24 protein-coding genes and 1 pseudogene are annotated in these 22,008 nt (G+C 28.2%); 16 read left to right on the top strand and 9 right to left on the bottom strand.

Features of this window, described 5'->3' with window-relative positions; genetic code table 11:
- Nucleotides 1-135 precede the first annotated feature (135 nt).
- The 9 genes and pseudogenes from BUA62_RS11645 (at nucleotide 136) to BUA62_RS03195 (ending at nucleotide 7,089) form a co-directional block, all read left to right on the top strand.
- Nucleotides 136-411 (top strand): CBS domain-containing protein, encoded by a 276-nt coding sequence (locus BUA62_RS11645; protein WP_200782287.1) that lies wholly within the window; start codon nucleotides 136-138, stop codon nucleotides 409-411.
- A 1-nt stretch (nucleotide 412) separates the two neighbouring features.
- Nucleotides 413-1,060, top strand: coding sequence for an ABC transporter permease (locus BUA62_RS03235; RefSeq protein ID WP_072863391.1), 648 nt, complete (start codon nucleotides 413-415; stop codon nucleotides 1,058-1,060).
- 12 nt (nucleotides 1,061-1,072) lie between these two features.
- Nucleotides 1,073-1,957 (top strand): annotated as a pseudogene (locus BUA62_RS03230) (ABC transporter substrate-binding protein).
- 9 nt (nucleotides 1,958-1,966) lie between these two features.
- Nucleotides 1,967-2,371 (top strand): hypothetical protein, encoded by a 405-nt coding sequence (locus BUA62_RS03225; protein WP_072863388.1) that lies wholly within the window; start codon nucleotides 1,967-1,969, stop codon nucleotides 2,369-2,371.
- Between the two features lie 11 nt (nucleotides 2,372-2,382).
- The gene (locus BUA62_RS11640; protein WP_072863385.1) at nucleotides 2,383-3,384 is read left to right on the top strand and encodes a cytochrome b5 domain-containing protein; all 1,002 of its coding nucleotides are present in this window, start codon (nucleotides 2,383-2,385) and stop codon (nucleotides 3,382-3,384) included.
- A 50-nt stretch (nucleotides 3,385-3,434) separates the two neighbouring features.
- Nucleotides 3,435-3,614, top strand: a complete 180-nt coding sequence (locus tag BUA62_RS03215) for an HTH domain-containing protein (protein WP_072863382.1) — start codon at nucleotides 3,435-3,437, stop codon at nucleotides 3,612-3,614.
- A gap of 68 nt (nucleotides 3,615-3,682) precedes the next feature.
- Complete coding sequence (locus BUA62_RS03210) at nucleotides 3,683-4,954, top strand: NAD(P)/FAD-dependent oxidoreductase (RefSeq protein WP_072863380.1); 1,272 nt, start codon at nucleotides 3,683-3,685, stop codon at nucleotides 4,952-4,954.
- A 98-nt stretch (nucleotides 4,955-5,052) separates the two neighbouring features.
- Nucleotides 5,053-5,364, top strand: coding sequence for an ArsR/SmtB family transcription factor (locus BUA62_RS03205; protein ID WP_072863378.1), 312 nt, complete (start codon nucleotides 5,053-5,055; stop codon nucleotides 5,362-5,364).
- Nucleotides 5,365-6,312: 948 nt separating this feature from the next.
- Entirely contained in the window at nucleotides 6,313-7,089 is a 777-nt protein-coding gene (locus BUA62_RS03195) for a GGDEF domain-containing protein (protein WP_072863374.1), read from the top strand.
- Between the two features lie 31 nt (nucleotides 7,090-7,120).
- Here the strand turns inward: BUA62_RS03195 and BUA62_RS03190 are convergent, their stop codons facing one another.
- From BUA62_RS03190 to BUA62_RS03150, 9 genes are read right to left on the bottom strand one after another with little or no spacing between them, the layout of a single operon-like run.
- Entirely contained in the window at nucleotides 7,121-7,663 is a 543-nt protein-coding gene (locus tag BUA62_RS03190) for a 2-oxoacid:acceptor oxidoreductase family protein (protein WP_072863372.1), read from the bottom strand.
- Entirely contained in the window at nucleotides 7,660-8,415 is a 756-nt protein-coding gene (locus tag BUA62_RS03185) for a thiamine pyrophosphate-dependent enzyme (RefSeq protein WP_072863370.1), read from the bottom strand. The genes BUA62_RS03190 and BUA62_RS03185 overlap by 4 nt, the downstream gene beginning before the upstream one ends.
- Nucleotides 8,416-8,430: 15 nt before the next feature.
- A complete protein-coding gene (locus BUA62_RS03180) occupies nucleotides 8,431-9,486 on the bottom strand; it encodes a 3-methyl-2-oxobutanoate dehydrogenase subunit VorB (RefSeq protein WP_047264907.1) in 1,056 nt (351 codons plus the stop codon).
- Between the two features lie 13 nt (nucleotides 9,487-9,499).
- Nucleotides 9,500-9,730, bottom strand: coding sequence for a 4Fe-4S dicluster domain-containing protein (locus tag BUA62_RS03175; protein ID WP_047264906.1), 231 nt, complete (start codon nucleotides 9,728-9,730; stop codon nucleotides 9,500-9,502).
- A gap of 19 nt (nucleotides 9,731-9,749) precedes the next feature.
- The gene (locus BUA62_RS03170; RefSeq protein ID WP_072863368.1) at nucleotides 9,750-10,418 is read right to left on the bottom strand and encodes a cobalamin biosynthesis protein CobQ; all 669 of its coding nucleotides are present in this window, start codon (nucleotides 10,416-10,418) and stop codon (nucleotides 9,750-9,752) included.
- Complete coding sequence (buk, locus tag BUA62_RS03165; RefSeq protein WP_072863366.1) at nucleotides 10,411-11,502, bottom strand: butyrate kinase; 1,092 nt, start codon at nucleotides 11,500-11,502, stop codon at nucleotides 10,411-10,413. Before buk (BUA62_RS03165) ends, BUA62_RS03170 begins: the two co-directional genes overlap by 8 nt.
- 11 nt (nucleotides 11,503-11,513) lie before the next feature.
- A complete protein-coding gene (locus BUA62_RS03160) occupies nucleotides 11,514-12,407 on the bottom strand; it encodes a bifunctional enoyl-CoA hydratase/phosphate acetyltransferase (protein WP_072863364.1) in 894 nt (297 codons plus the stop codon).
- A gap of 9 nt (nucleotides 12,408-12,416) precedes the next feature.
- On the bottom strand, nucleotides 12,417-13,478 hold the full coding sequence (buk, locus tag BUA62_RS03155; protein WP_072863362.1) for a butyrate kinase: 1,062 nt from the start codon (nucleotides 13,476-13,478) through the stop codon (nucleotides 12,417-12,419).
- A gap of 19 nt (nucleotides 13,479-13,497) precedes the next feature.
- Nucleotides 13,498-14,745, bottom strand: coding sequence for an aminotransferase-like domain-containing protein (locus BUA62_RS03150; protein ID WP_072863360.1), 1,248 nt, complete (start codon nucleotides 14,743-14,745; stop codon nucleotides 13,498-13,500).
- Between the two features lie 244 nt (nucleotides 14,746-14,989).
- Between BUA62_RS03150 and glyA the strand changes: the two genes are divergently transcribed.
- The 7 genes from glyA (at nucleotide 14,990) to BUA62_RS03115 (ending at nucleotide 22,003) form a co-directional block, all read left to right on the top strand.
- Entirely contained in the window at nucleotides 14,990-16,261 is a 1,272-nt protein-coding gene (gene glyA / locus BUA62_RS03145) for a serine hydroxymethyltransferase (RefSeq protein WP_072863358.1), read from the top strand.
- Between the two features lie 291 nt (nucleotides 16,262-16,552).
- Nucleotides 16,553-17,050 (top strand): OmpH/Skp family outer membrane protein, encoded by a 498-nt coding sequence (locus BUA62_RS03140; protein ID WP_072863356.1) that lies wholly within the window; start codon nucleotides 16,553-16,555, stop codon nucleotides 17,048-17,050.
- 2 nt (nucleotides 17,051-17,052) lie between these two features.
- Nucleotides 17,053-17,757, top strand: a complete 705-nt coding sequence (lptB, locus tag BUA62_RS03135) for an LPS export ABC transporter ATP-binding protein (RefSeq protein ID WP_072863354.1) — start codon at nucleotides 17,053-17,055, stop codon at nucleotides 17,755-17,757.
- A gap of 4 nt (nucleotides 17,758-17,761) precedes the next feature.
- A complete protein-coding gene (locus BUA62_RS03130; protein ID WP_072863352.1) occupies nucleotides 17,762-18,283 on the top strand; it encodes a TIGR00725 family protein in 522 nt (173 codons plus the stop codon).
- A 10-nt stretch (nucleotides 18,284-18,293) separates the two neighbouring features.
- Entirely contained in the window at nucleotides 18,294-19,697 is a 1,404-nt protein-coding gene (gene gltX, locus BUA62_RS03125) for a glutamate--tRNA ligase (protein WP_072863349.1), read from the top strand.
- A complete protein-coding gene (gene coaBC / locus BUA62_RS03120) occupies nucleotides 19,678-20,892 on the top strand; it encodes a bifunctional phosphopantothenoylcysteine decarboxylase/phosphopantothenate--cysteine ligase CoaBC (RefSeq protein ID WP_072863347.1) in 1,215 nt (404 codons plus the stop codon). Before gltX ends, coaBC begins: the two co-directional genes overlap by 20 nt.
- Nucleotides 20,813-22,003, top strand: a complete 1,191-nt coding sequence (locus BUA62_RS03115; RefSeq protein WP_072863345.1) for a L,D-transpeptidase family protein — start codon at nucleotides 20,813-20,815, stop codon at nucleotides 22,001-22,003. Before coaBC ends, BUA62_RS03115 begins: the two co-directional genes overlap by 80 nt.
- Nucleotides 22,004-22,008 lie beyond the last annotated feature (5 nt).

Genomic DNA, 22,008 nt, shown 5'->3' with positions numbered 1-22,008 from the left:
AAAATTGCTATTTTTAATAATGGTGAATTAGTTCAATTTGGTAGTACAGTTAATATAATTAAACATCCAAAAAATGATTTTGTTAAAGAACTATTAGGTAAAAATGCTAAATTAAACTTTTTAGAATTTGTTAAAGTGGAAAAAGTTATAGATGATGATTATGCTTTAATAAGCTCTTTAGATGAAATAAATAAGTTAAAAAAGAATTGTTATATTTTATATAATAATGAATATGCAGGTTTTTTTATAAATAATAATATAAAGAAGTTAAGAAAAGAATATATTAATTATAATGATAGTGTTTTAGAAGGAATAAATATTATGTTTAAGAAAAATATTAATTATTTACCTGTTTTGAAAAATGGAAAGGTTTTAGGAGTGTTAAAATACGAATCGATTATGGAGGATTAAAATGGATTTATTTTCATATTTTATAAATAATTTTGATGTTGTTATGCAAAGAACATTAGAACATCTATTTATCTTTTTTATTTCATGGATTTTGTCAGTTGTTGTAGGAGTTTTTATAGGGATATATATTACAAGAGAGAAACGAAAAAGATATACTAATTTAGCTTTAACAATAACGGGTATAACGCAATCTATACCAAGTGTAGCAGTTATAGCTTTGATATTTTTATTTATGGGAATAGGTAAGTTAACAGCTATTATAGCATTGTTTTTATATGGTTTAGTTCCAATAGTTTTTAATACAACATCTGGAATTGTAAGTATCAGCCCGAAAATTATTGAAATTGCAAAAGGAATGGGAATGAATGAAAAAGAAATTTTATATAAAATAGAGATACCAATTGCGTTACCAGCAATTTTTTCTGGGTTAAGAAATTCAGCAATTATAAACATAGCTACAGCAACAGTTGCTTCAGTAATAGGTGGAGGCGGATTAGGAGTAATTATTTTCACGGGGTTATCCCATTATAATGCACCTATTATTTTTGCTGGTGCTTTACCTGTATCAGTTTTAGCGATAGGAATAGATATTGTGTTGGAACTTTTTGAGAAAAAGTGGGTTTCTAAAGGATTAATAAATGAATTTTAAGGGGGAATTGTTATGAAAAAAATTTTTATTGTATTGTTAGTTTTAGTTTTAAGCTTTAATTTATTTGCGGCAAAAACAATTGTTGTTGGTTCGAAGATGTTTACCGAAGGGTATGTTATCGCAAATATGATTTCATTATTGCTTAAAAATGCGGGTTTTAAGGTTGTAGAAGAATTTGGTTTAACATCATTTCCATTAAGAGCGGCAATTGAGAATGGATAAATAGATATATATTCTGAATACACAGGAACTGCATGGGCGGCGTATTTTAAACAAACGAAAAATATATATGATCCCTATGAATTATTTAATAAAGTTGCTGAAATGGATTATAAGAAAAATAAAATTATTTGGATAAATATGATACCATTTAATGATACTTATGCAATGGCTGTGAAAAGTAAATTTGCTGAAGAAAATAATATAAGAACATTATCAGATTTATCAAAGTTTGTTAATGCAGGTAATAAGGTTATTTTTGGAGTTAATCCAGAATTTTATGAACGAGCTGATGGTTTTTTTGCAATGGCTAAAGCGTATAATATGAATGTTCCTAAAAAAAATGTAAAAACGATGGAAGCAGGATTGACTTATGAAGCAGTTTCCTCGGGAAAGATAGATGTAGCAATGGTCTATTCGACAGATGCTAAGCTTTTAAAATATAAATTGACTGTATTAATAGATGATAAACGTTTTTTTCCATTGTATAATCCGGCAGTATTAGTCAGAGAAGAAGTGTTAAATAAGTATCTAGAAATAAAAGAAATATTAAAACCATTGACTTTATATTTGAATGAAAATATTATTATTAGACTTAACTATTTAGTTGATGCTATTGGAATAGAACCTGAAATAGTTGCTAAAAATTATTTAAAGGGTTTAAAATTAATTAAATAGGAGGTTTTTATGGAAGAATTTGTAGAAATTTTAGGAACATTAAATATATTTTTTTTAGGGTTTAATTTATCTTTATTTTTTGTCAGAAGAATACATAAATATTTTATAACTGAAAAACAATCAAAAATAGCAAAATTAATTTTATTTATAATGAAGATATTAAAAAAATATCATAAAATCTCCGGAATGTTATTAATTGTTATTGGAATAACGCATGGCTATTTGGCTTTAAATGGAAATTTATATTTACATACAGGATTGATTTTATGGATAGGTATAATTTTTATGTTTTTAATTTATACATTGGGTAAAATAAATATTTTTAAAAATACATGGATTAAATGGCATAGATATATAGGGATTGCTTTAATTATTTTATTAATTATTCATTTGGTTGATCCATGGCTATTATAGGAGGAGATAAAATGAAAAAGGTATTATTAGTATTGATGGTTATTTTAAGTTTAGTTGTATACGCTGAATATGTGAATATAGTAGATTTAAATTATGATGAATTTGGAGTGAAATATAAAATAATTCCTTATAATAAATTAATAGAAAATAATGGAAAAAATAGCAAAGAGTCTTTTGTTGCAATTAGCGGAATTGTGTATGATGTTACCTATGAAAAACCATGGGAAAAAGGATATCATGAAGGCTATAACGCTGGATCAGAACTAACATTTGAAATTTTAAGACTTTCACCTCATGGTGTGAGTAAATTAAAAAATATTGATCATATTGGAATTTTAGCTTTTACTTATGATGAATTAAAAAAATTCAACGGAAAAAATGGGAATAAAGCATATGTAGCAGTTAATGGAATAGTGTATGATGTATCTCACTCTAAATTGTGGAAAAACGGAGAACATAAAGGAAAACATGAGGCAGGGAATGATTTGACGTATGAAATAACAAAGTTGTCGCCACATGGGTTAAAAAAATTAGATAATGTTTTTCCAATTGGTATATTAATATATAGTTTTGATGAATTAAAAAAATTCAATGGAAAAAACGGAAATAAGGCATATGTAGCAGTTAATGGAATAGTGTATGATGTATCTCACTCTAAATTGTGGAAAAATGGAGAACATAAAGGAAAACATGAGGCAGGGAATGATTTGACGTATGAAATAACAAAGTTGTCACCACATGGATTAAAAAAATTAGATAATGTATATAAAGTTGGCTATATAGCTTTAAATAAAAATGAATTAAAAAAGTTTAACGGAAAAAATGGAAATAAAGCATATGTAGCAGTTAATGGAATAGTGTATGACGTATCACATTCTAAGCTTTGGAAAAATGGAGAACACAAAGGGCAACATGAAGCAGGAAATGATTTAACATATGAAATAACAGAGTTATCGCCACATGGATTAAAGAAATTAGATAATGTATATAAAGTAGGATTTTTATTGTATTGACAAAGTAAAATATTTAATATATAATTATTTTTGTAAGAGGAGGGGTTTTTGTGGATACAATCGAATTAATTGTTAAAGTATTATCAGAATCAAAAGAGCCGTTAAAAGCTGGAGAAATAGCAGAAAAGGCTGGGATTGATAAAAAAGAAGTAGATAAAGCAATAAAAAAATTAAAAAAAGAGGAGAAAATTGAATCTCCGAAAAGATGTTACTATACTATAAAGAAATGAGTGTAGACTGAAACCTTAAGGTTTCAGTCTATTTTTTTTGATAACTTAAATAGAAAGGAGAGAAATATATGAGAATTGCTGTAATTGGTTTTGGTGCTGCAACTGTAGGTTTTTTGAAGGAAATAGATACAACCAAAAATGAGGTAATAGTTTTTGAAATGAATAAAGACATTTTTTCATCTTCAATCAGCGGTATAAGAGCAGATGGGAAATTGTTCGTTTCTTCTGAAATGGGAGGAGATTTAGAGGAAATACTTTTTGATAAAAAACTGCAAAAAGAAATAGTGAATTATTATTCTGAATTATCTGAGACAGAACCAGAAGTTGGATCAAGAGAGAATATTGAAGAATTACAAAAAAGATTTTTCATTAATGGTTTTAAGTTAGTTGAGTCAGAATTTTTCCATATTGGTACAGATAAATTAAAAACATTTCTTAAAAATGCACATAATGAATTTATAAAAAAAGGTGTTAATTTTAAATTTAATTCTTTTGTGAAAAATATTGATGTACAAGAGAAAATATTAATTGAATATATAGATAGAGAAACTAGATCTGAGCTAAAAGATTATTTTGATAAGGTTTATGTTGCAGTAGGACGCAGTGGTTTTAAATTAATTGACACTTTAACGAAAAAATATCCCGACATAATATTATCTAACACGAAAGTGGATTTAGGTGTAAGATTTGAATTACCAGATATTGTAGTTAAAGAATTAAATGAAGCTTTATATGAATTTAAAGTTAAATTTAAGTCATCTAATGGGCAATTAGTAAGAACATTTTGTAATAATCCGTCTGGGTATGTTGTGACAGAAAAATATGTAGATTTTATAACTGTGAATGGACATGCAATACATGATCAAAAATCTACAAATACTAATTTTGCAATTTTGGTAACGCACTCTTTTACTAAACCATTTAACGACCCAAATGGTTATGGATCATATATTGCTAAGCTTTCTAATATTTTAGCTGGAGGTAATAAAGTTATACTTCAAACATATGGAGATTTTAAAAAAGGAAAAAGAACCAAAAAATTATGGAAAGTTTTTCCAACATTAAGTAATAATGAATATGTTTTAGGCGATTTGAATCTAGTATTTCCAAGTAAAACATCTATATCTTTAATAGAATTTATAGATAATTTAAATCAAATTATACCAGGTATCGCTGATGAAGAAAATCTTTTATATGGTGTTGAAGTAAAATTTTATGGTAAAAAATTAAATAACAATTTATTTGAAAATCTTAAATTTATAGGGGATTGTTCAGGTCATACGAGAAGTATTGTGCATGCAACAGCTCATGGAATTATAGAGGCAAGAAAAATCAAATAAAACTAATTTTTTAATTTGGTTTTGAAACTATCGTAAAGTTAATACTTTATACTTATTATGGTATAAACAAAAATTTATAAACGATGGAGAGTAATATTATGGACGATTGCGTATTGGTCGCTGAAATATTTAAGGCATTATCACACCCTACACGGTTAAGAATATTAAAATTATTAAATGAAAAAAAATGTAATGTTATTGATATTTCTGAAGAATTATCACTAACTCAGTCAAGTGTTTCTCAACACCTTAAAATTTTAGAAAATTCTGGAATCATAAAAAAGGAAAAAGAAGGAAATGTTGTTTTTTGCGAAATTAAATATAAAAGTATATTTAAACTATTTGATGATGCTAAAAAAATTATTCATAATGAATTACAGGAAGCTCATAAGACAATAAAAAACTCTTAATCCACATCATCAGATGTGGATTTTTTATTCTTTATTTTTTTTTAAATGTTTTACTGTATATTTAACTACAATACCTATAACAAAATGATCTATTGAAATTTTAAAATATAAAATATCTATAAACTGTTTGAAAGTAAAATTCATAAAATATGCATAAATATATATTACAACTATATATAAAAGGATTGAGGTTAAAAAATATATATATTTTCTTTTTTCTCTTTCTTTAAAGATACATATTTCTCTAATTATTGCAATTATTATAATCATTATACAAGTAAAAACAAACCCCATAGAAAAAATTGAGGGATACTTATAACTAAAAATACGTTTAGAAGTTCCAAAAGTAGGTAGAATATACCAAAAATAAAAGCAATCAAAAATAACAAAGTATAAAAAATCCTTTATATTTAGTGGAATTATTTTTTTTATATCAATCACCTCAATAAGTATTTAATACTTTTTTAAATTCTATTTTAGTTGAAAAAATTTCGTATCCTGCTATATAAAAATCAATATTATATAATCCTAAAAAATTTTTTGTATTTTGTTTAAATACCACTGTAATGTTTTTATTTGGATTGGTAAAATCTGGAGATATAACATTATAATATACATTATATATTATACACTGTTACTTCATCATGCAATTCCATATTATATTGTTTCCAATAATCACTAGAGTCATGAGAAATACCATTGTTAATATACATACAATCCTCCTATTTTAAAATTTTAGAGAAACAATTTTTGAAGTTATTACATATAGTTATTTAATTCAAAATAATTTTAGCAAAAAAAAAATCAACAAATTAATGTAAATTTTATGTAAAGCAATATTTAAGCTATTTGATGATGCAAAAAAATGAATTAAATGAAACTCATGGAATGATTAAAAATAAATAATTTAATTGTAAAATATGGATAGATTTATGATATAATAAAATTATGATTGCTATAGAAAAAGGTTTAATAAAAGAGAAAGATTTAAAAAAATTAAAATTCGAATATACTATTTTTGACAATGATGCAGAAATAAATTCTGCCAATATTATTGTTTCAAAAAAAAAGATAGATAATGTATATACAATATTAGTTACAAAAAAATTAGATGAAAAAATTCTTGAAGTAGATGATTTTATTTTAGCTCCAGTTAATCCAGAAGAACTTAATTATAGAGTTAAAATTGGATTGGAAAAAGTAAAAAGAATAAAAGAATTGGAGAGATTATCTCTAATTGATTATTTAACGGGTGTTTATAATAGAAGAGCTATTACAGATTTGTTAAAAAAAGAGATTGAAAGGTCAAAAAGAGAAAATAAAAAATTTGTAGTTTCAATGCTTGATTTTGATAATTTTAAAAATGTGAACGACAAATACGGTCATGATGCTGGAGATGAAGTTTTGAGGGATACAATTAATTTAATTAGAAAAAAAGTTAGATTTTATGATTTAATAGGAAGATTAGGAGGAGAAGAATTTTTAATAATATTATCTAATATTACAAAAGAAAATGCATTAAAAGTAAGTGAAAGAATTAGAAAAGCTATTGAGGATAATACTGTTTGTATAAATGGTTATAAAATTAAAATAACAGTAAGTCAGGGGCTTGCGTTGTTTGATGGAAATAAAAATATTGATCAATTAATCAAAGAAGCGGATTTAGCTCTTTATGAAGCAAAAGAGAAAGGGAAAAATAAAGTGGTTTTTTTTAACAATAATTAAACCCGGTGAAAGAATTTCACCGGGTTTATATTTATTTTACTAATGCATTCATTCCTGCTTCAATAGCTTTTAAGTTTAATTCTAGTAAATCTGCTTTTTTGCCTTTTAGTGATTTTTCCAATGCAGCTTTTACAGATTCAAAGGAAACAGCATTAGTTGCTTTTAAATATGCACCTAACATAACCATATTCTGGACCTTTACATTTCCCAATTCATCAGCGATATCATTAGCAGGAATTTTATAAATTTGAACATCCGTTCTTTCTGGATCTCTATCTATAACTGAGGAATTCAATAATAAAATCCCATTTTCAGGCAATAATTTTTCAAATTTATACATTGAAGGGATATTAAATGCAATAACTTCTGTAGGTTGATCAACTACAGGTGAAGCAATGTATTTTTCAGAAACTACTACTGTACAGTTAGCCGTTCCACCCCTCATTTCCGGACCATATGATGGTAACCATGTTGTATATAAATTTTCATACATAGCAGCTAATGATAAAATTTTTCCAAATAACATTACACCTTGGCCACCAAAACCTGCAGCTATGAATGCATGATGTTTCATTTTTCATCACCCACCTTATCTACATAAACGCCTAATGGAAATTCAGGTACTAAATTTTCTTCTAACCATTTATTTGATTCAACTGGAGGAATTCCCCAGTTTGTTGGACATGTTGATAACACTTCCACCATGCCAAAACCTTTTCCCTGAATTTGAGCTAAAAATGCTTTTTTTATCATCTTTTTCGTTTTTAAAACATCTTGAGGTTTGTTAACTTTTGTTCTTGCTAAATAAGCTACACCTGGCAAATTTGATAAAATTTCAGCCATATGTAAAGGATAACCTTCATTTTCAGCGCTTCTTCCGTATGGTGATGTTGTTGTTTTCATACCTAATAATGTCGTTGGAGCCATCTGACCTCCAGTCATTCCATAAATAGCATTGTTAATAAATATTGTTGTGATTTTTTCTCCTCTATTAGCAGCATGTAATATTTCAGCTGTACCTATAGCTGCAAGGTCACCATCACCTTGATAAGTAAATACAACATTTTCAGGCATAGCTCTTTTCATTCCAGTTGCAACTGCTGGTGCTCTACCATGTGGAGCAACTGTACCGTCAACATCAAAAAATTCATAGGCAAAAACAGAACAACCTACAGGAGCAACCATCAAAGTTTTTTCTCTTATTCCTAATTCATCTATAACTTCAGCAACTAATCTATGAACAATTCCATGATGACAACCTGGACAATATGTGAATTCTTTTCCACTCAATGATTCAGGACCTTTAAACTTTATTTTATAAGACATAATTTTCCTCCTTTCTTATATCAATTCCATTAATTTTGCTAATACTTCATTTGGTGTTGGAACAACCCCTCCGGTTCTACCATAAAATTCAACAGGTTTTTTTCCATTAACTGCTAATTTTACATCTTCAACCATTTGCCCCATACTCATTTCTACTGTGAAGAATAATTTTGCTGAATCCGCCAATTTTGCTAAAGCGTCATATGGATATGGCCATAATGTTATAGGTCTGAATAATCCAGCTTTTACACCTTTTTCTCTTGCCATATCAACTATTGTTTTTGCTATTCTTCCCATTGTACCATAAGCAACTATTACTATTTCAGCATCTTCTGTTTTATATTCTTCCCACATTTGTTCGTTTTCTATGATTTTCTTATATTTTTCTTGATATCTTAAATTCATTTTTTCTAATACATATTCATTTATATCAAATGATGTAATTTTATGAGGTTCGCGACCCTTTGCTCCCTGCATTGCCCAGGAACTATGATCTGGTAATGTGTTTAAATCTCTGAAATCTGGAAATTCAACAGGTTCCATCATTTGCCCTAACATACCATCAGCAAGTATTAAGGCTGGATTCCTATATTTATCAGCAACATCAAAAGCTTTTGCTGTTAATTCCACAGCTTCCTGTAAAGATTCTGGACCATACACAACTAATCTATAATCACCATGACCGCCACCTTTTGTTGCCTGGAAGTAATCACTTTGAGCAGGTTGTATGTCTCCTAAACCTGGACCACCTCTAACAACATTAACAAATACAACTGGTAATTCTGCACCTGCAATATAGGAAACCCCTTCTTGCATTAAACTATATCCTGGTGAAGAAGTTGATGTCATAACTCTATGACCAGTTGCAGCTGCACCATATAACATATTCACTGCAGCAACTTCACTTTCAGCTTGTAAAAAGACTCCATCAACTTGAGGCATTCTTCTTGACATATATTCAGTTAATTCACTTTGTGGTGTTATAGGATAACCAAAATATAATCTACATCCAGCTCTTATGGCAGCTTCACCAATTGCTTCTGTACCTTTAACCATTACTTTTTCAGCCATTCAATATCCCTCCTTAAGCCTTTGCTTTTTCCAATGTTGAAACTGTTATACATACATCGGGACACATCTGATAACAGAATCCACATCCTATACATTTTTCCGGATTTAAAACTGCAGCAGGATGATATCCTTTGGCATTAAACCCTTCAGAAAATCCTAAAGTTCCTGTTGGACATGCATCTATACAAAGACCACATCCCTTACATCTTTCTTGATCAATTTCAACTTTGTTTTTGTATTCCATCGTATCCCTCCTTTATTGTTCATAGCTGGTATACTTTATCTAAAAACCTTTTTAATATAAATTTAGGAAACTGAGTTTTTATATTTTTTAAAGATTCAGGTACTACAGTAAAAGAAATTGGAATCCCTGTGTTTAGAGAAACTTCGTATAATAATTTTTCACCTTTCAAAATTATATCTTCTGTTGTTTCATTTTGTAAATTAGTATTTGAAATTAAATAATCAACCCTTCTTCTAGTCTTTGCGCTTAATCTTTCAATATAGTAAATAATGTCGTCTACAGTATTCATAAAAGGTCTTTTTGTATTTACTACGAAATAAGTAGCAGTTTTTGCTTGATCGAGAAAATTTTTTAGAGAGCCTACTACTGTAGCACCATCTTCATTGCCACCAGCATCTATAATAGTTTGATATTCAGGATTAGTAATATAACCTCCAACAGCGGGAGGTATTATTGGTAAATCAGCATGAATAAATTGTCTTGGAGGGGTTATAACTTTAATACCCCTTTTTTCTAAGATATCTATTTCATCGCGTGTCCTAAAATATGGACTTATTACATCAATATCTGCAATAGCAACATTTTCATATTTTTCCTTCAAATAAAGTGCAGAATTTAAAGCAATTTCAGTTTTTCCTGATCCAAACATACCTATAATAACATGACATTTATATTTAGTATCAAGCATAATGTTCCTCCATAGGTGGATAATTTTTAGGTGTTTCTTCACCGCGCAATACTCTCAGGGCAGCTTCGGCTAATGCTTTTTCTTCATCTCCACCAGGAACAATATATATAGGTGCTATAAATTGTGTATGTTCAGTAAGCCATTTAATCATATTGTTTTTATCGTAAGCTAATCCACCGGTTAAAATTATTCCATCAACTTCAAAATTTAAAGCAGTAGCCATTTTCCCAATCCATTTGGAAATTTGTAAAGCCATAGCTTTATAAATCAAGGTAGCATATTCATCTCCAGATTCTACTCTTTTTTGAACTTCTAATGCATCATTAGTATCCAGATAAGCAACTAAACCACCTTTTCCTTTTATTCTCTTTTTCATTTCATCAAATGTGATTTTATTAGAATAAACTAAATCTATTATTTGTGTCATTGGTAATGTTCCAGACCTTTCAGGGGTAAAAGGACCGTCGCCATCAAGAGCGTTATTTACATCTACAACCTTTCCTTTTTTATGAGCACCTATAGAAATACCTCCACCCATATGAACAACTATTAGATTTACCTCGTTATATTTTTTATTCATTTTTTCTGCAATTAGTCTTGCGACAGCTTTTTGATTTAATGCATGGAAAATAGATTTTCTTTCAAAATCAGGATGACCTGAAAATCTTGCAATATCTTCCATTTCATCAACAACTACAGGATCAGCTATAAAAGAAGGAATGTTATATTCTGAGGCTAATTCATGTGCGATTAAAGCACCTAAATTTGAAGCGTGTTCGCCATATTTTCCTTCTCTTAATTCTTCTTTCATTAATTCATTAATTTTATATACACCACCAGGAATAGGTCTCAATAAACCACCTCTTCCTACTATAGCTGAAAAAGTTGAAAGTGGATAACCTGATTTTTCTAAAAATTTTTTAATAACATCTTTTCTAAATTCATATTGTTCTGCCATGCGCTTAAAAGGAGCTAATTCTTCCGAAGAATGTCTTACAGTATCTTTTGAAACCAATTTCTCATCATCGTAAATTGCGAGTTTTGTTGATGTTGAACCTGGGTTTATAACTAAAATTCTATTCATATAATTCCCTCCTAAGCCAAGAGTACAGATAATGCAATTGATAATAATTTTGCATCATCAGAATCTGCTCTTGAAGTTAAAACAACAGGTGTTTTACCACCTAAAATCGTACTTGCAACACCGGCACCGGATAAAAATACCATTGATTTATAAAAGATGTTTCCTGCCTCAATATCAGGCATTATGATAATATCAGCATCTCCAGCTACGTCGCTTTTTATACCTTTGTGTTCTGCCGCTTCTTTGGAAATTGCATTATCCATCGCAAATGGGCCATCAACCAAACACCCTTTTATTTGACCTCTTCTATTCATCTGCGTAATAATAGCAGCATCTATTGTTGCAGGCATTTTTGAATTTACTTTTTCTAAAGCTCCAACAATAGCAACTTTAGGTTCTTTAATACCTAATGAGTTTGCAACTTTTACAGCATTATTTATCGAATCTATTTTTTGTTCAAGTGTAGGAGCAATAACCATACCAGCGTCAGTTATAATTAGCAATTTATGATATTTTTCAATATCAAAAACACTTACTAGATTAATTGTGCTTTTCGTTCTTAATCCATATTCTTCCTTTAAATATACAGACAATAATTCACCAGTAGTAATATGTCCTTTCATAGGTAAATCAGTTTTTCCACTGGATACATCTTCTATTGTTTTTACAACAGCTTCTTTATTTGAATTGCAGTGAATCAATTCCATTTTTGAAATATCTATATTATTCTTTTTAGCAATTTCTTTTATTTTATTTTCATTTCCGTATAAAATAGCATTACAAATTCCTTCGTCAACAGCTTTAGATACTGCTTTTAAAACAACATCATCTTCTGCAGCGGCAACGCCTATAGTTTTCTTTCTTTCTAATTGTTTTGATATTTCGATAATTTTATTTATTCTCATAGTTTCACCTCACAATTTCCATTCTTTTGCTTTTTCTACATCATTTAAAACTCTTAAAGCTCCTTCAGCTAAAGCTTCCATTTCGAATGAACCAGGATAAAGCATTATTAAAGCGATTTTTGAAATTCTTTGTTTAATCATTTCTATAAACTTTTCATTTCTGGCCATACCGCCAGTTATTATAATAGCATCGACTTCCCCTTTTAATATTGCTGACATACCACCTATTTCTTTAGCTATTTGATATGCCATTGCTTCTACAACAAGTTTTGCATATTTATCTTTTTCTGCTTTTTTTATAGCAACTCTTAAATCATTAGTATTAAGATAAGCAACTAAACCACCTTTACCAACATATCTCTTTTTCAATTCTCTTTTATTATATTTTCCAGAGAAAGCAATTTTTGTTAAATCTCCTACTGGTAATTCACCACTTCTTTCAGGACTAAAAGGTCCCTCATCATTAGCATTATTAACGTCAATCATTTTTCCTTTTCTTTGAGCGCCAACAGAAATTCCGCCGCCTAAATGAGCAATTACAAAATTGCAATCTTCATATTTTTTGTTTAATTCTTTAGCAGCTTTTCTTGCAACACTTTTCATGTTCAGCGCGTGAAATAGACTTTTCCTTTCAATTTCAGGTATTCCTGAAATTCTTGATTCAGGAATAAATTCATCAACAGAAACAGGATCTGTAATAAAAACAGGTATGTTTTTTTCTGATAATTCCCATCCAATTACAGCTGCTAAATTAGATGCGTGCTCTATTTTTGTTTTATTTTTTAAATAATCAACCATTTCTTCGGTCACTTTGTAAGTGCCACTTTCTAAAGGGGGTAATATACCTCCTCTGGCAGCTATAGCATTAAAATCAGTCATTTTATATCCATATTTCTCAATAAAGTCTATTATTTCTCTTCTCCTTAAATCTATTTGATCCATTAACTTTTCATATTTATCTAATTCTTTTGTGGAATGAGTGATTTCTTCAGTTACAATTAATTTGTCATCTTCAAAAACAGCAATTTTGGTTGATGTTGAACCTGGATTTATTACTAAAATACGTTTCATAATTTCACCTCACTAGTGATTATTTTATTTTCAAAGGTAGTCCTTTTTTCTTCGCATATTCTTCAATAGTAGCACGTAATCTCTTAGAACCTTCTTCTAAATCTTCGAATGAAGGTAAGCAGAAGGAAACTCTCATTGTATTTCGTTCAGGCTCATCTACATAAAATGTTTCACCAGGAATATAAATTATTTTCTTTTCTTTAGCAATTTCAAACATTTCCATTGTGTCAAAACCTTCTGGAAGAGTAATCCACGAGAATAAACCTCCTTCGGGTCTAACCCAATCTACTTCTTCGAGATCTCCTAAATATTTTTCTAATGATTCCATAAATTTATCTTTTTTCTCTTTATATAATTTTATTGTTGGTTGTATTTCTTCAAATAAATCATATTTTTCCATAAATCTTGCAGTAATTCTTTGAGTTAAAGTTGAAGAACATAAGTCCATGCCTTGTTTTGCCAAAACCATCTTTTTAATCAATTCTTTATTTCCAACTATTACACCGATTCTTAAACCTGGTGATAAAACTTTACTAAAAGTATTTAATAAAATTACTCTTTCGCCTTTGTTTAACTTGAAAATACTTGGCATTTTTTCTCCTTCAAATCTTAATGCACCATAAGGATCATCTTCGATAATTATGAAATCGTATTTTTCTGCTAATTCTATTAATCTTTTTCTTTTTTCTAAAGTTAAAGTTATACCTGCAGGATTATGGAAATTACTTACAGTATATACAAATTTAAATTTATCTATTTTTCCTTCTTCATCAAGTTTCTTTAATTCTTTTTCTAAAATGTCAAGATTCATTCCATCTTTTTCTAATGGAATACTGATGTAGTTAGGATTTCTTTGATTAAAAGCACTACCTGCTCCTAAATATATAGGTTTGCTAACAGCGCAATAACTATCTTCATCTAAAAAAACTGTTCCTATAATAAATAAAGCTTGTTGAGAACCTGTAGTAATCATTAAATTTTCTTCATCTAAACAGGTAATATCTTCATATTTTTCTAGCAATCTAATATATTGCTTTCTTAATTCTGGATCGCCTTCTGTAGAACCATATTGTAAAGCGATTTTATATTCATTCATTATAACTTCATTTGAAATTTCAGATAATTTCTTTATAGGAAAAGTTTCTGGGTCAGGTATTCCACCACCAAAGGATATTATTCCTTCTGCTGTAGCTGTTTTTAACAATTCTCTGATAATGTTAGATTTTATTCTATTAACCGTTACAGAAAATTTACTTTCAAAATTCACAATAATCACCCCTTCGAATTTAATTTTTTTCTCAATTTTATTTTACACTTTTAATTTCAATTTTACAAAGTTGATTACAGGGGTATATATCTGGTTATATACAATTATATGTGATTATATGCTGTGTGAAAAAAATTTCACGAAATTTTTTTCAACATTAATACTGGTTTTTTCTTGAATAATATTGTATAATCAGAATAGTTTAGTTTATTTAGTAAATATAATTCCAAAAGGAGGAATGCTAATGTGGGAAAATTTAAAGATGGTTGACCCTGAAATCCATGAAATTGTCATGAAAGAATTAAACAGACAGGAATACGGATTGGAACTAATAGCTTCAGAAAATTTTGCATCTCAAGCTGTAATGGAAGCAATGGGGAGTGTGTTGACAAATAAATATGCAGAAGGTTATCCTAAAAAAAGATATTATGGTGGATGTGAATTTGTTGATGAAGCAGAAACTTTAGCTAGAAATAGGGCTAAAGAATTATTTGGAGCTAAATATGCAAATGTTCAACCACATTCTGGTTCTCAAGCGAATATGGGAGTGTATTTGGCATTAATGGAGACAGGAGAAACGTTAATGGGTATGTCTTTAAGTCATGGTGGTCATTTAACTCACGGTGCATCGGTAAACTTCTCTGGAAAAATTTTTAATGTTATACAATATGGAGTTGATGAAGAAACTGAAGTTATAGATTATGATGAGGTTGAAAAATTAGCTTTGGAGCATAAACCTAAAATTATTGTTGCAGGAGGAAGTGCTTATGCAAGAATTATAGATTTTAAAAAATTTAGAGAAATTGCCGATAAAGTTGGAGCTTATTTAGTTGTTGATATGTCACATTTTGCAGGATTAGTTGCAGCAGGGTTATATCCAAATCCTTTAGAATATGCACATGTAGTAACAACAACGACACATAAAACTTTAAGAGGTCCAAGAGGTGGAATGATTTTAACAAATGATAAAGAATTATATAAATTGATTAATAAAAGTATATTCCCAGGGATTCAAGGAGGTCCTTTAATGCATGTAATTGCAGCAAAAGCTGTAGCATTTAAAGAAGCATTAACTCCAGAATTTAAAGAATATCAGGCTCAAGTTATAAAAAATGCTAAAAAATTAGCTGAAGAAATGGAAAGAGTCGGATTTAGGATAGTTTCTGGAGGCACAGATTCACATTTGTTTTTAGTTGATCTAAATGAAAAAGGTGTAACAGGTAAAGCTGCAGAAAAGGCTTTAGAGGCATCTGGTATAACTGTAAACAAAAACACAATACCTAAAGAAACAAAATCGCCATTTGTTACAAGTGGTATTAGAATTGGAACACCTGCTGTTACTACAAGAGGAATGAAAGAAGATGAAATGAAAATTATAGCTGAACTAATAAATGAGGTTATTATGAATATTAAAGATGAAAATGGAACGTTAGATGAAGATTTTAAAATCGATATTAAAGATAAAGTTAAAAAACTCTGCGAAAAATTCCCTTTATATAAAGGAAAAATATTCTAATGCTCCCTTTTGGGAGCTTATTTTATTAAAATATAAGGAGAAGATTATAAAATTAAAAATTTTAATAAAAAAACGGAGCAAAAAGCTCCGCAAATTTCTTAGTTTATTTTAAGGAGGATAGGGGTAATGATATGTTATCATTATTTTGTTAAATAAAAATCAATTTATTATTCAAAAATATGTATTATAAATTAAGAAAAGTAAAACAAAAAGGTTATGTAAAAATTTTCTGAAAATAATAATTTGATGATATAATATATTTTAAGAATAAATCTCAGGAGGTGTTTTTTGGTGAAGAATTTTTCAAAGTTTTTTGTTGTGGCAGTTGTTCTTTTAGCATTTTTGATTATTCCTAAAGTTGGTATTTCAGAAGAATCAAAAAAAACAGGTAAAGATTTAAAGATTGCTTTTGTTCAAATGGAGAAAGTAACCCAGAATTATTATAAATGGGTTGATTTACAGGAAAAATATAAAAATGATCTTCAATATTATCAAAACAAAATTAATCAAATGCAACAGGATTTCGAAAATCTAAAAAAGTCTGGAGCTTCTCAAGAGGTTTTAACTCAAAAACAACAAGAATTACAAGTAAGAGTTTCTGAATATCAAAAGGCAATTCAGGATGAATACACACAAAAGACAAATAAAATATTAGATGAAGTAAAAAACAAAGTTATAGAATATGCAAAAGAAAATGGTTATAATTTAGTTCTTTATGAACCATCTGTAATATATGCTGATGAATTAGTAGATATAACTGCACAAATAATAGAAATGTTGAAAAAATAGTTATGCATAAATTAGTTTGTAAAAAAATAACAAAAAAATATGGAAGAAAAACAGTTTTAAATAATGTAGATTTTGAGGCCAGCATCGGTAAAATTGTTGGGATCTTAGGTCCCAATGGTGCTGGTAAATCTACGTTATTTAAATCAATTTTAGGAATTGTTGTTCCAAAAAGTGGAGATATTTTTCTCGATAATAAAAAAATTACGCATTTACCTGTTCATGTAAGAGCTAAGGAAGGTATTGCCTATCTTCCACAAGAACCATCTGTTTTTAGAAATTTGACTGTGTGGGATAATATGGATTTAATAGCAACAATGTTAAAAATTGAAAACAAAGAAGGTTTTATAAAAAGTATTTTAGAAGAATTTGGAATATATGATTTAAAGAATCAAATAGCAGATTCCCTTTCTGGAGGGGAAAAAAGAAGACTGGAATTTGCAAGAACGTTGCTTACAAATCCAAAATTTATTTTATTAGATGAACCTTTTGTGGGAATTGATCCAATAACTGTAAAAGATATACAAAAAATAATAAAATCTCTTTCTAATAAACAATTAGGAGTCATTGTGACAGATCATAATGTTGATGAAATAGCAGAAGTTGTTGATATTTTATATGTGTTGCATAAAGGTGAAGTTATTGCTTATGGTGAACCAGAAATTGTATTAAAAGATAGAGCCGTAATTGAAAATTATTTGGGATGGTGATTTAATGAATATAGCTGTTATAGGTTATTCTGGAGATCCACAGCAAGAACCAATTAAACCATTAGAAAATATTGTTTTTGAAGTTGGAAAAATGATTGCAAAAAATAATTGGATTTTGTTTAGTGGTGGAAGAAATGGCGTGATGGAAATTGTTTCTAAAGCTAATAAAAAATTTGGCGGAAAAAGTATAGGCATATTACCTTGGGAAATAGAGGGTAATGAATATCTTGATGTTTCAATTAAAACAGGTTTAGATTTTTCAATGAGGTCATATATTCTTGTGAAAAGTGTGGATGTTGTTGTTAGTATAGGTGGTGAAATAGGTACCGGAATTGAAATATTGGGATCATACGCTAATAAAAAGCCAATTATTTTATTAAAAGGAACTGGTGGTTGGACTGATAGAATTCAGAACATTTTAATTGAAGGAAAATTTTTAGATAACAGAAAATTATCAGAAATACATATTGTTGATAATTTAATGGATTTAGAAAACCTATTAAAAAAATTTGAACGCAAACTTTAGGAGGACGATTATGGTTAGACTAAGATTTGCTCCAAGTCCTACGGGAAATTTACATGTTGGTGGTGTTAGAACAGCTTTATTTAATTGGTTATTTGCTAAAAAATATAATGGCAAATTTGTTTTAAGAATTGAAGATACAGATTTAGAAAGGTCCACTAAGGAATATGAAGAAAGTATAATAGAAGCATTAAAATGGTGTGGTTTAGATTGGGATGAAGGTCCAGATATTGGTGGGGATTTTGGCCCATATAGGCAAAGTGAAAGAATAAAACTTTACAAGAAGTATATTAATTTGCTAATTGAAAAAAATATGGCTTATTATGCTGTTTATGATAAAAATAATAATATAATACATGTTTCTAAAGAATATCCGGAAAAATACAAAGATGAGAGTATAGTAGTTAAATTCAAAGTGAATAAAAATATAAATACAGAATTTAATGATTTATTAAAGGGGAGAATTCAATTTAGAAATAATTTAATAGAGGACTTTATTATCTTACGTTCAAATGGAATACCTGTATATAATTTTACTGTTGTTATTGATGATCATTTTATGCATATAACTCATGTAATTAGAGGAGAAGATCATATTTCTAATACACAAAAACAAATAATGATTTATAACGCTTTAGGATGGGAAATTCCTAAATTTATGCATATTCCTTTGATTTTAGGTAATGATAGGAAACCATTAAGTAAAAGACATGGAGGTACAACTGTTGATTATTTTAGAAAAGAAGGAATATTAAAAGATGCTTTGATGAACTATTTAGCATTATTAGGATGGACAGTGGATAATGAGATATTTAAATTTAAGGATAAAATAAATAGTTTTTCTCCAGAAAAAATATCCAATAAAGGTGTAATATTTGATTATGAAAAGTTAGAATGGATATGTGGGAAACATTTAAGAGAAAAGGATATTAATGGCGTATATTTTGAATTTATTGAATGGTTAAAATATACTGAGGATTATAAAACAGAAAATATAATATCAGAAAATAAAGAATATTCTTTAAAAGTATTGGGGATTTGTAGAGAAAAAATAAATACATTTAAACAATTGAAAGAATTTATGTATAATTTTTTTATTGATGATTTTAATTATGAAGAAAGGTTTGTTGAAAAATATTTAAAGAAAGAATGGGCTAAAGATGTAATTAAAGTATCAATTGAAAAATTTGAAAAATTAGAAGACTATTCACTGGAAAATGTTGAAAAAACAGTTAGAGAAATTGCTGAACTAAAATTTACTTCTAAGAAAAACACATTTCAGATAATAAGAGGATCTGTTTTAGGTAAACTTGTTACTCCAGGTTTATTTGAGTCAATTTCTGTATTAGGAAAGATTAGAGTTATTACTCGTCTAAGAAAAGCTGAGGTGTATATTAATGAATATTTTGGAAAATAAAAAAATAATTTTAGGTGTAAGTAGTGGTATTGCTATTTATAAAGCAGTAGATTTATCTTCAAAATTGAGAAAATTAAAAGTGGATTTAAATATAGTCTTAACTGAAGATGCAAAGAAGATGATTTCTCCTGTAGTTTTTTCAGCGGTTGGCAATTGTGCAGTATACTCTGATTATTTTAATGAAGTTAAAGATGGATGGATTCCACACACGCAATTATCTATGCAATCTGATGCTTTGATTATTGCTCCAGCTACTGCTAATATAATAGCTAAAATTGCAAATGGTTTTGCAGATGATTTGTTGTCTTTGATAGCACTTGCATTTAGAAAAGAAGCTAAAATTTTGGTTCCAACAATGAATACAAGAATGTATGAATCTCCTGCTTTACAAAGAAATTTAGAAATTTTAAAAAAAGATGGATGGATTATCGTTGAACCAGAAATAGGTCATTTGGCTTGTGGAGAAATAGGAAAAGGCAGATATCCAGAAAATAAGATGATATTAGAATTTTTAGAATATTCATTAACGAAAAAAGATATGAAAGGGAAAAATGTATTAATAACAGCAGGACCTACAATAGAGCCAATAGATCCAGTTAGAAATATAACAAATAGATCTAGCGGGAAAATGGGGTATGAATTGGCAAGATCGTTTTCATATAGAGGAGCAAATGTTGTATTAATTTCAGGACCTACATCTGTAAATCCACCTTATATTTTAAAAAAATTTATTAGTGTAAAAACAGCAGATGAAATGAGAAATGCGGTGATGAAATATTATCAAAATTCGGATATTATAATTATGACCGCGGCAGTTTCAGATTTTAAGGTGAAAAATTATTCTGATGTGAAAATAAAAAAAGATAGTGGAGAAATAACTCTCCAATTAATAAAGAATCCTGATATTCTTAAAGAATTAGGAGAAGTAAAAAAAGAATCACAATTGTTAATTGGTTTTGCAGCCGAAACAAATAACTTATTAGATTATGCAAAGAAAAAATTAATAGAAAAAAACTGTGATATTATAATTGCTAATGATGTATCTAAAAAAGATATAGGGTTTGATTCAGATTTAAATGAAACTTATATAATAAATAAAATGGGAGATGTTACCCATGTTGAAAAATCTACAAAAAAAGATATTGCTTTTAGGATTATTGATTATATTTCAAATAGTGGTTTTATCAAAGCCTGAAATATCGTTTTTAAAATTTCGGAATAATATTATTTATTTAAGAATAATTACTAAAGAAAGAATAATAAATCCTAAAATTTTTTTAAGTGATGTTGGTTTTAGAGTGAGACCAAAATACTCTTATAGTCCAACCTATATTGATATAAAAATAAATATTAATGATTTTAGTAAAAATGATATTTTAGACTTTGAAATGGAATATGATTCATTGAATGGGAGAAAAATAATAAAAATAAAAAAATTCATTGAAATTAAAGAATTTTTCGATGAAGTTAAATTGGAAGTTTCCACTATAGAAACTTTAGATGGTTGGAAAGGAGTTTTAGTTAATAATTCTAATAGTAGATTTAAAATAAAAGAAGTGTTTCTTGATGATAAAATAAAAATATATAATAGTGAGAATAATTTATATTATTTACCTGAAAATATGGATGATGGATTTCATGAAATTAAAGTTTTGTATTTAAATAAATATGATATTGAGAGAGAAAAAATAATAAAATTTTTTAAAAAAGATTGGTTTTATTCCTCGTCAAATTTAAAAGGGGCAACATTTAGAGTAGAATTTATTGATAATTATCTTGTAAAAAAAGGAGATTCAATATACAAAATAGCGAGAAAATATAATGTCAAGCCAGGAGAAATAATATTATATAATAATATTTCAGATCCTAAAACTATTTATCCAGGCCAATTATTAAAGATTGGTAAACTTAGATTTGGTGAAAGTCCTTTGATAATAACTATTGATCTTGATAAATCTATTCTTAATTTATATTATTTAGGTAAAAAAGTTTTAACTTTTCCGGCAGCAGTTGGAAGAAGTGACGCAACACCTCCTGGATATTATAGAATAATGTATAAAGAAAAAGAGCCGGCATTATATTGGTATGGAGAGTATATAAAACCAGGTTCTATTATTAATGGTGTTGGGAGTAGATGGTTGCAATTATCTAAAGAACAATATGGTATTCATGGAACAACTAAACCATGGGAAATTGGAAAAAGAATTTCGCATGGATGTATAAGGCTTTTTAATCAAGATGTGGAATTATTAGATTTTTTAACTGGAATAGGAACTGAGGTATATGCTTTGAAATCAGTGAGGTGATTTTT

Source organism: Marinitoga hydrogenitolerans DSM 16785, assembly GCF_900129175.1.
GTDB classification, from domain to species: Bacteria; Thermotogota; Thermotogae; order Petrotogales; family Petrotogaceae; genus Marinitoga; species Marinitoga hydrogenitolerans.
This window is presented reverse-complemented; position numbering and strand designations above follow the sequence as displayed.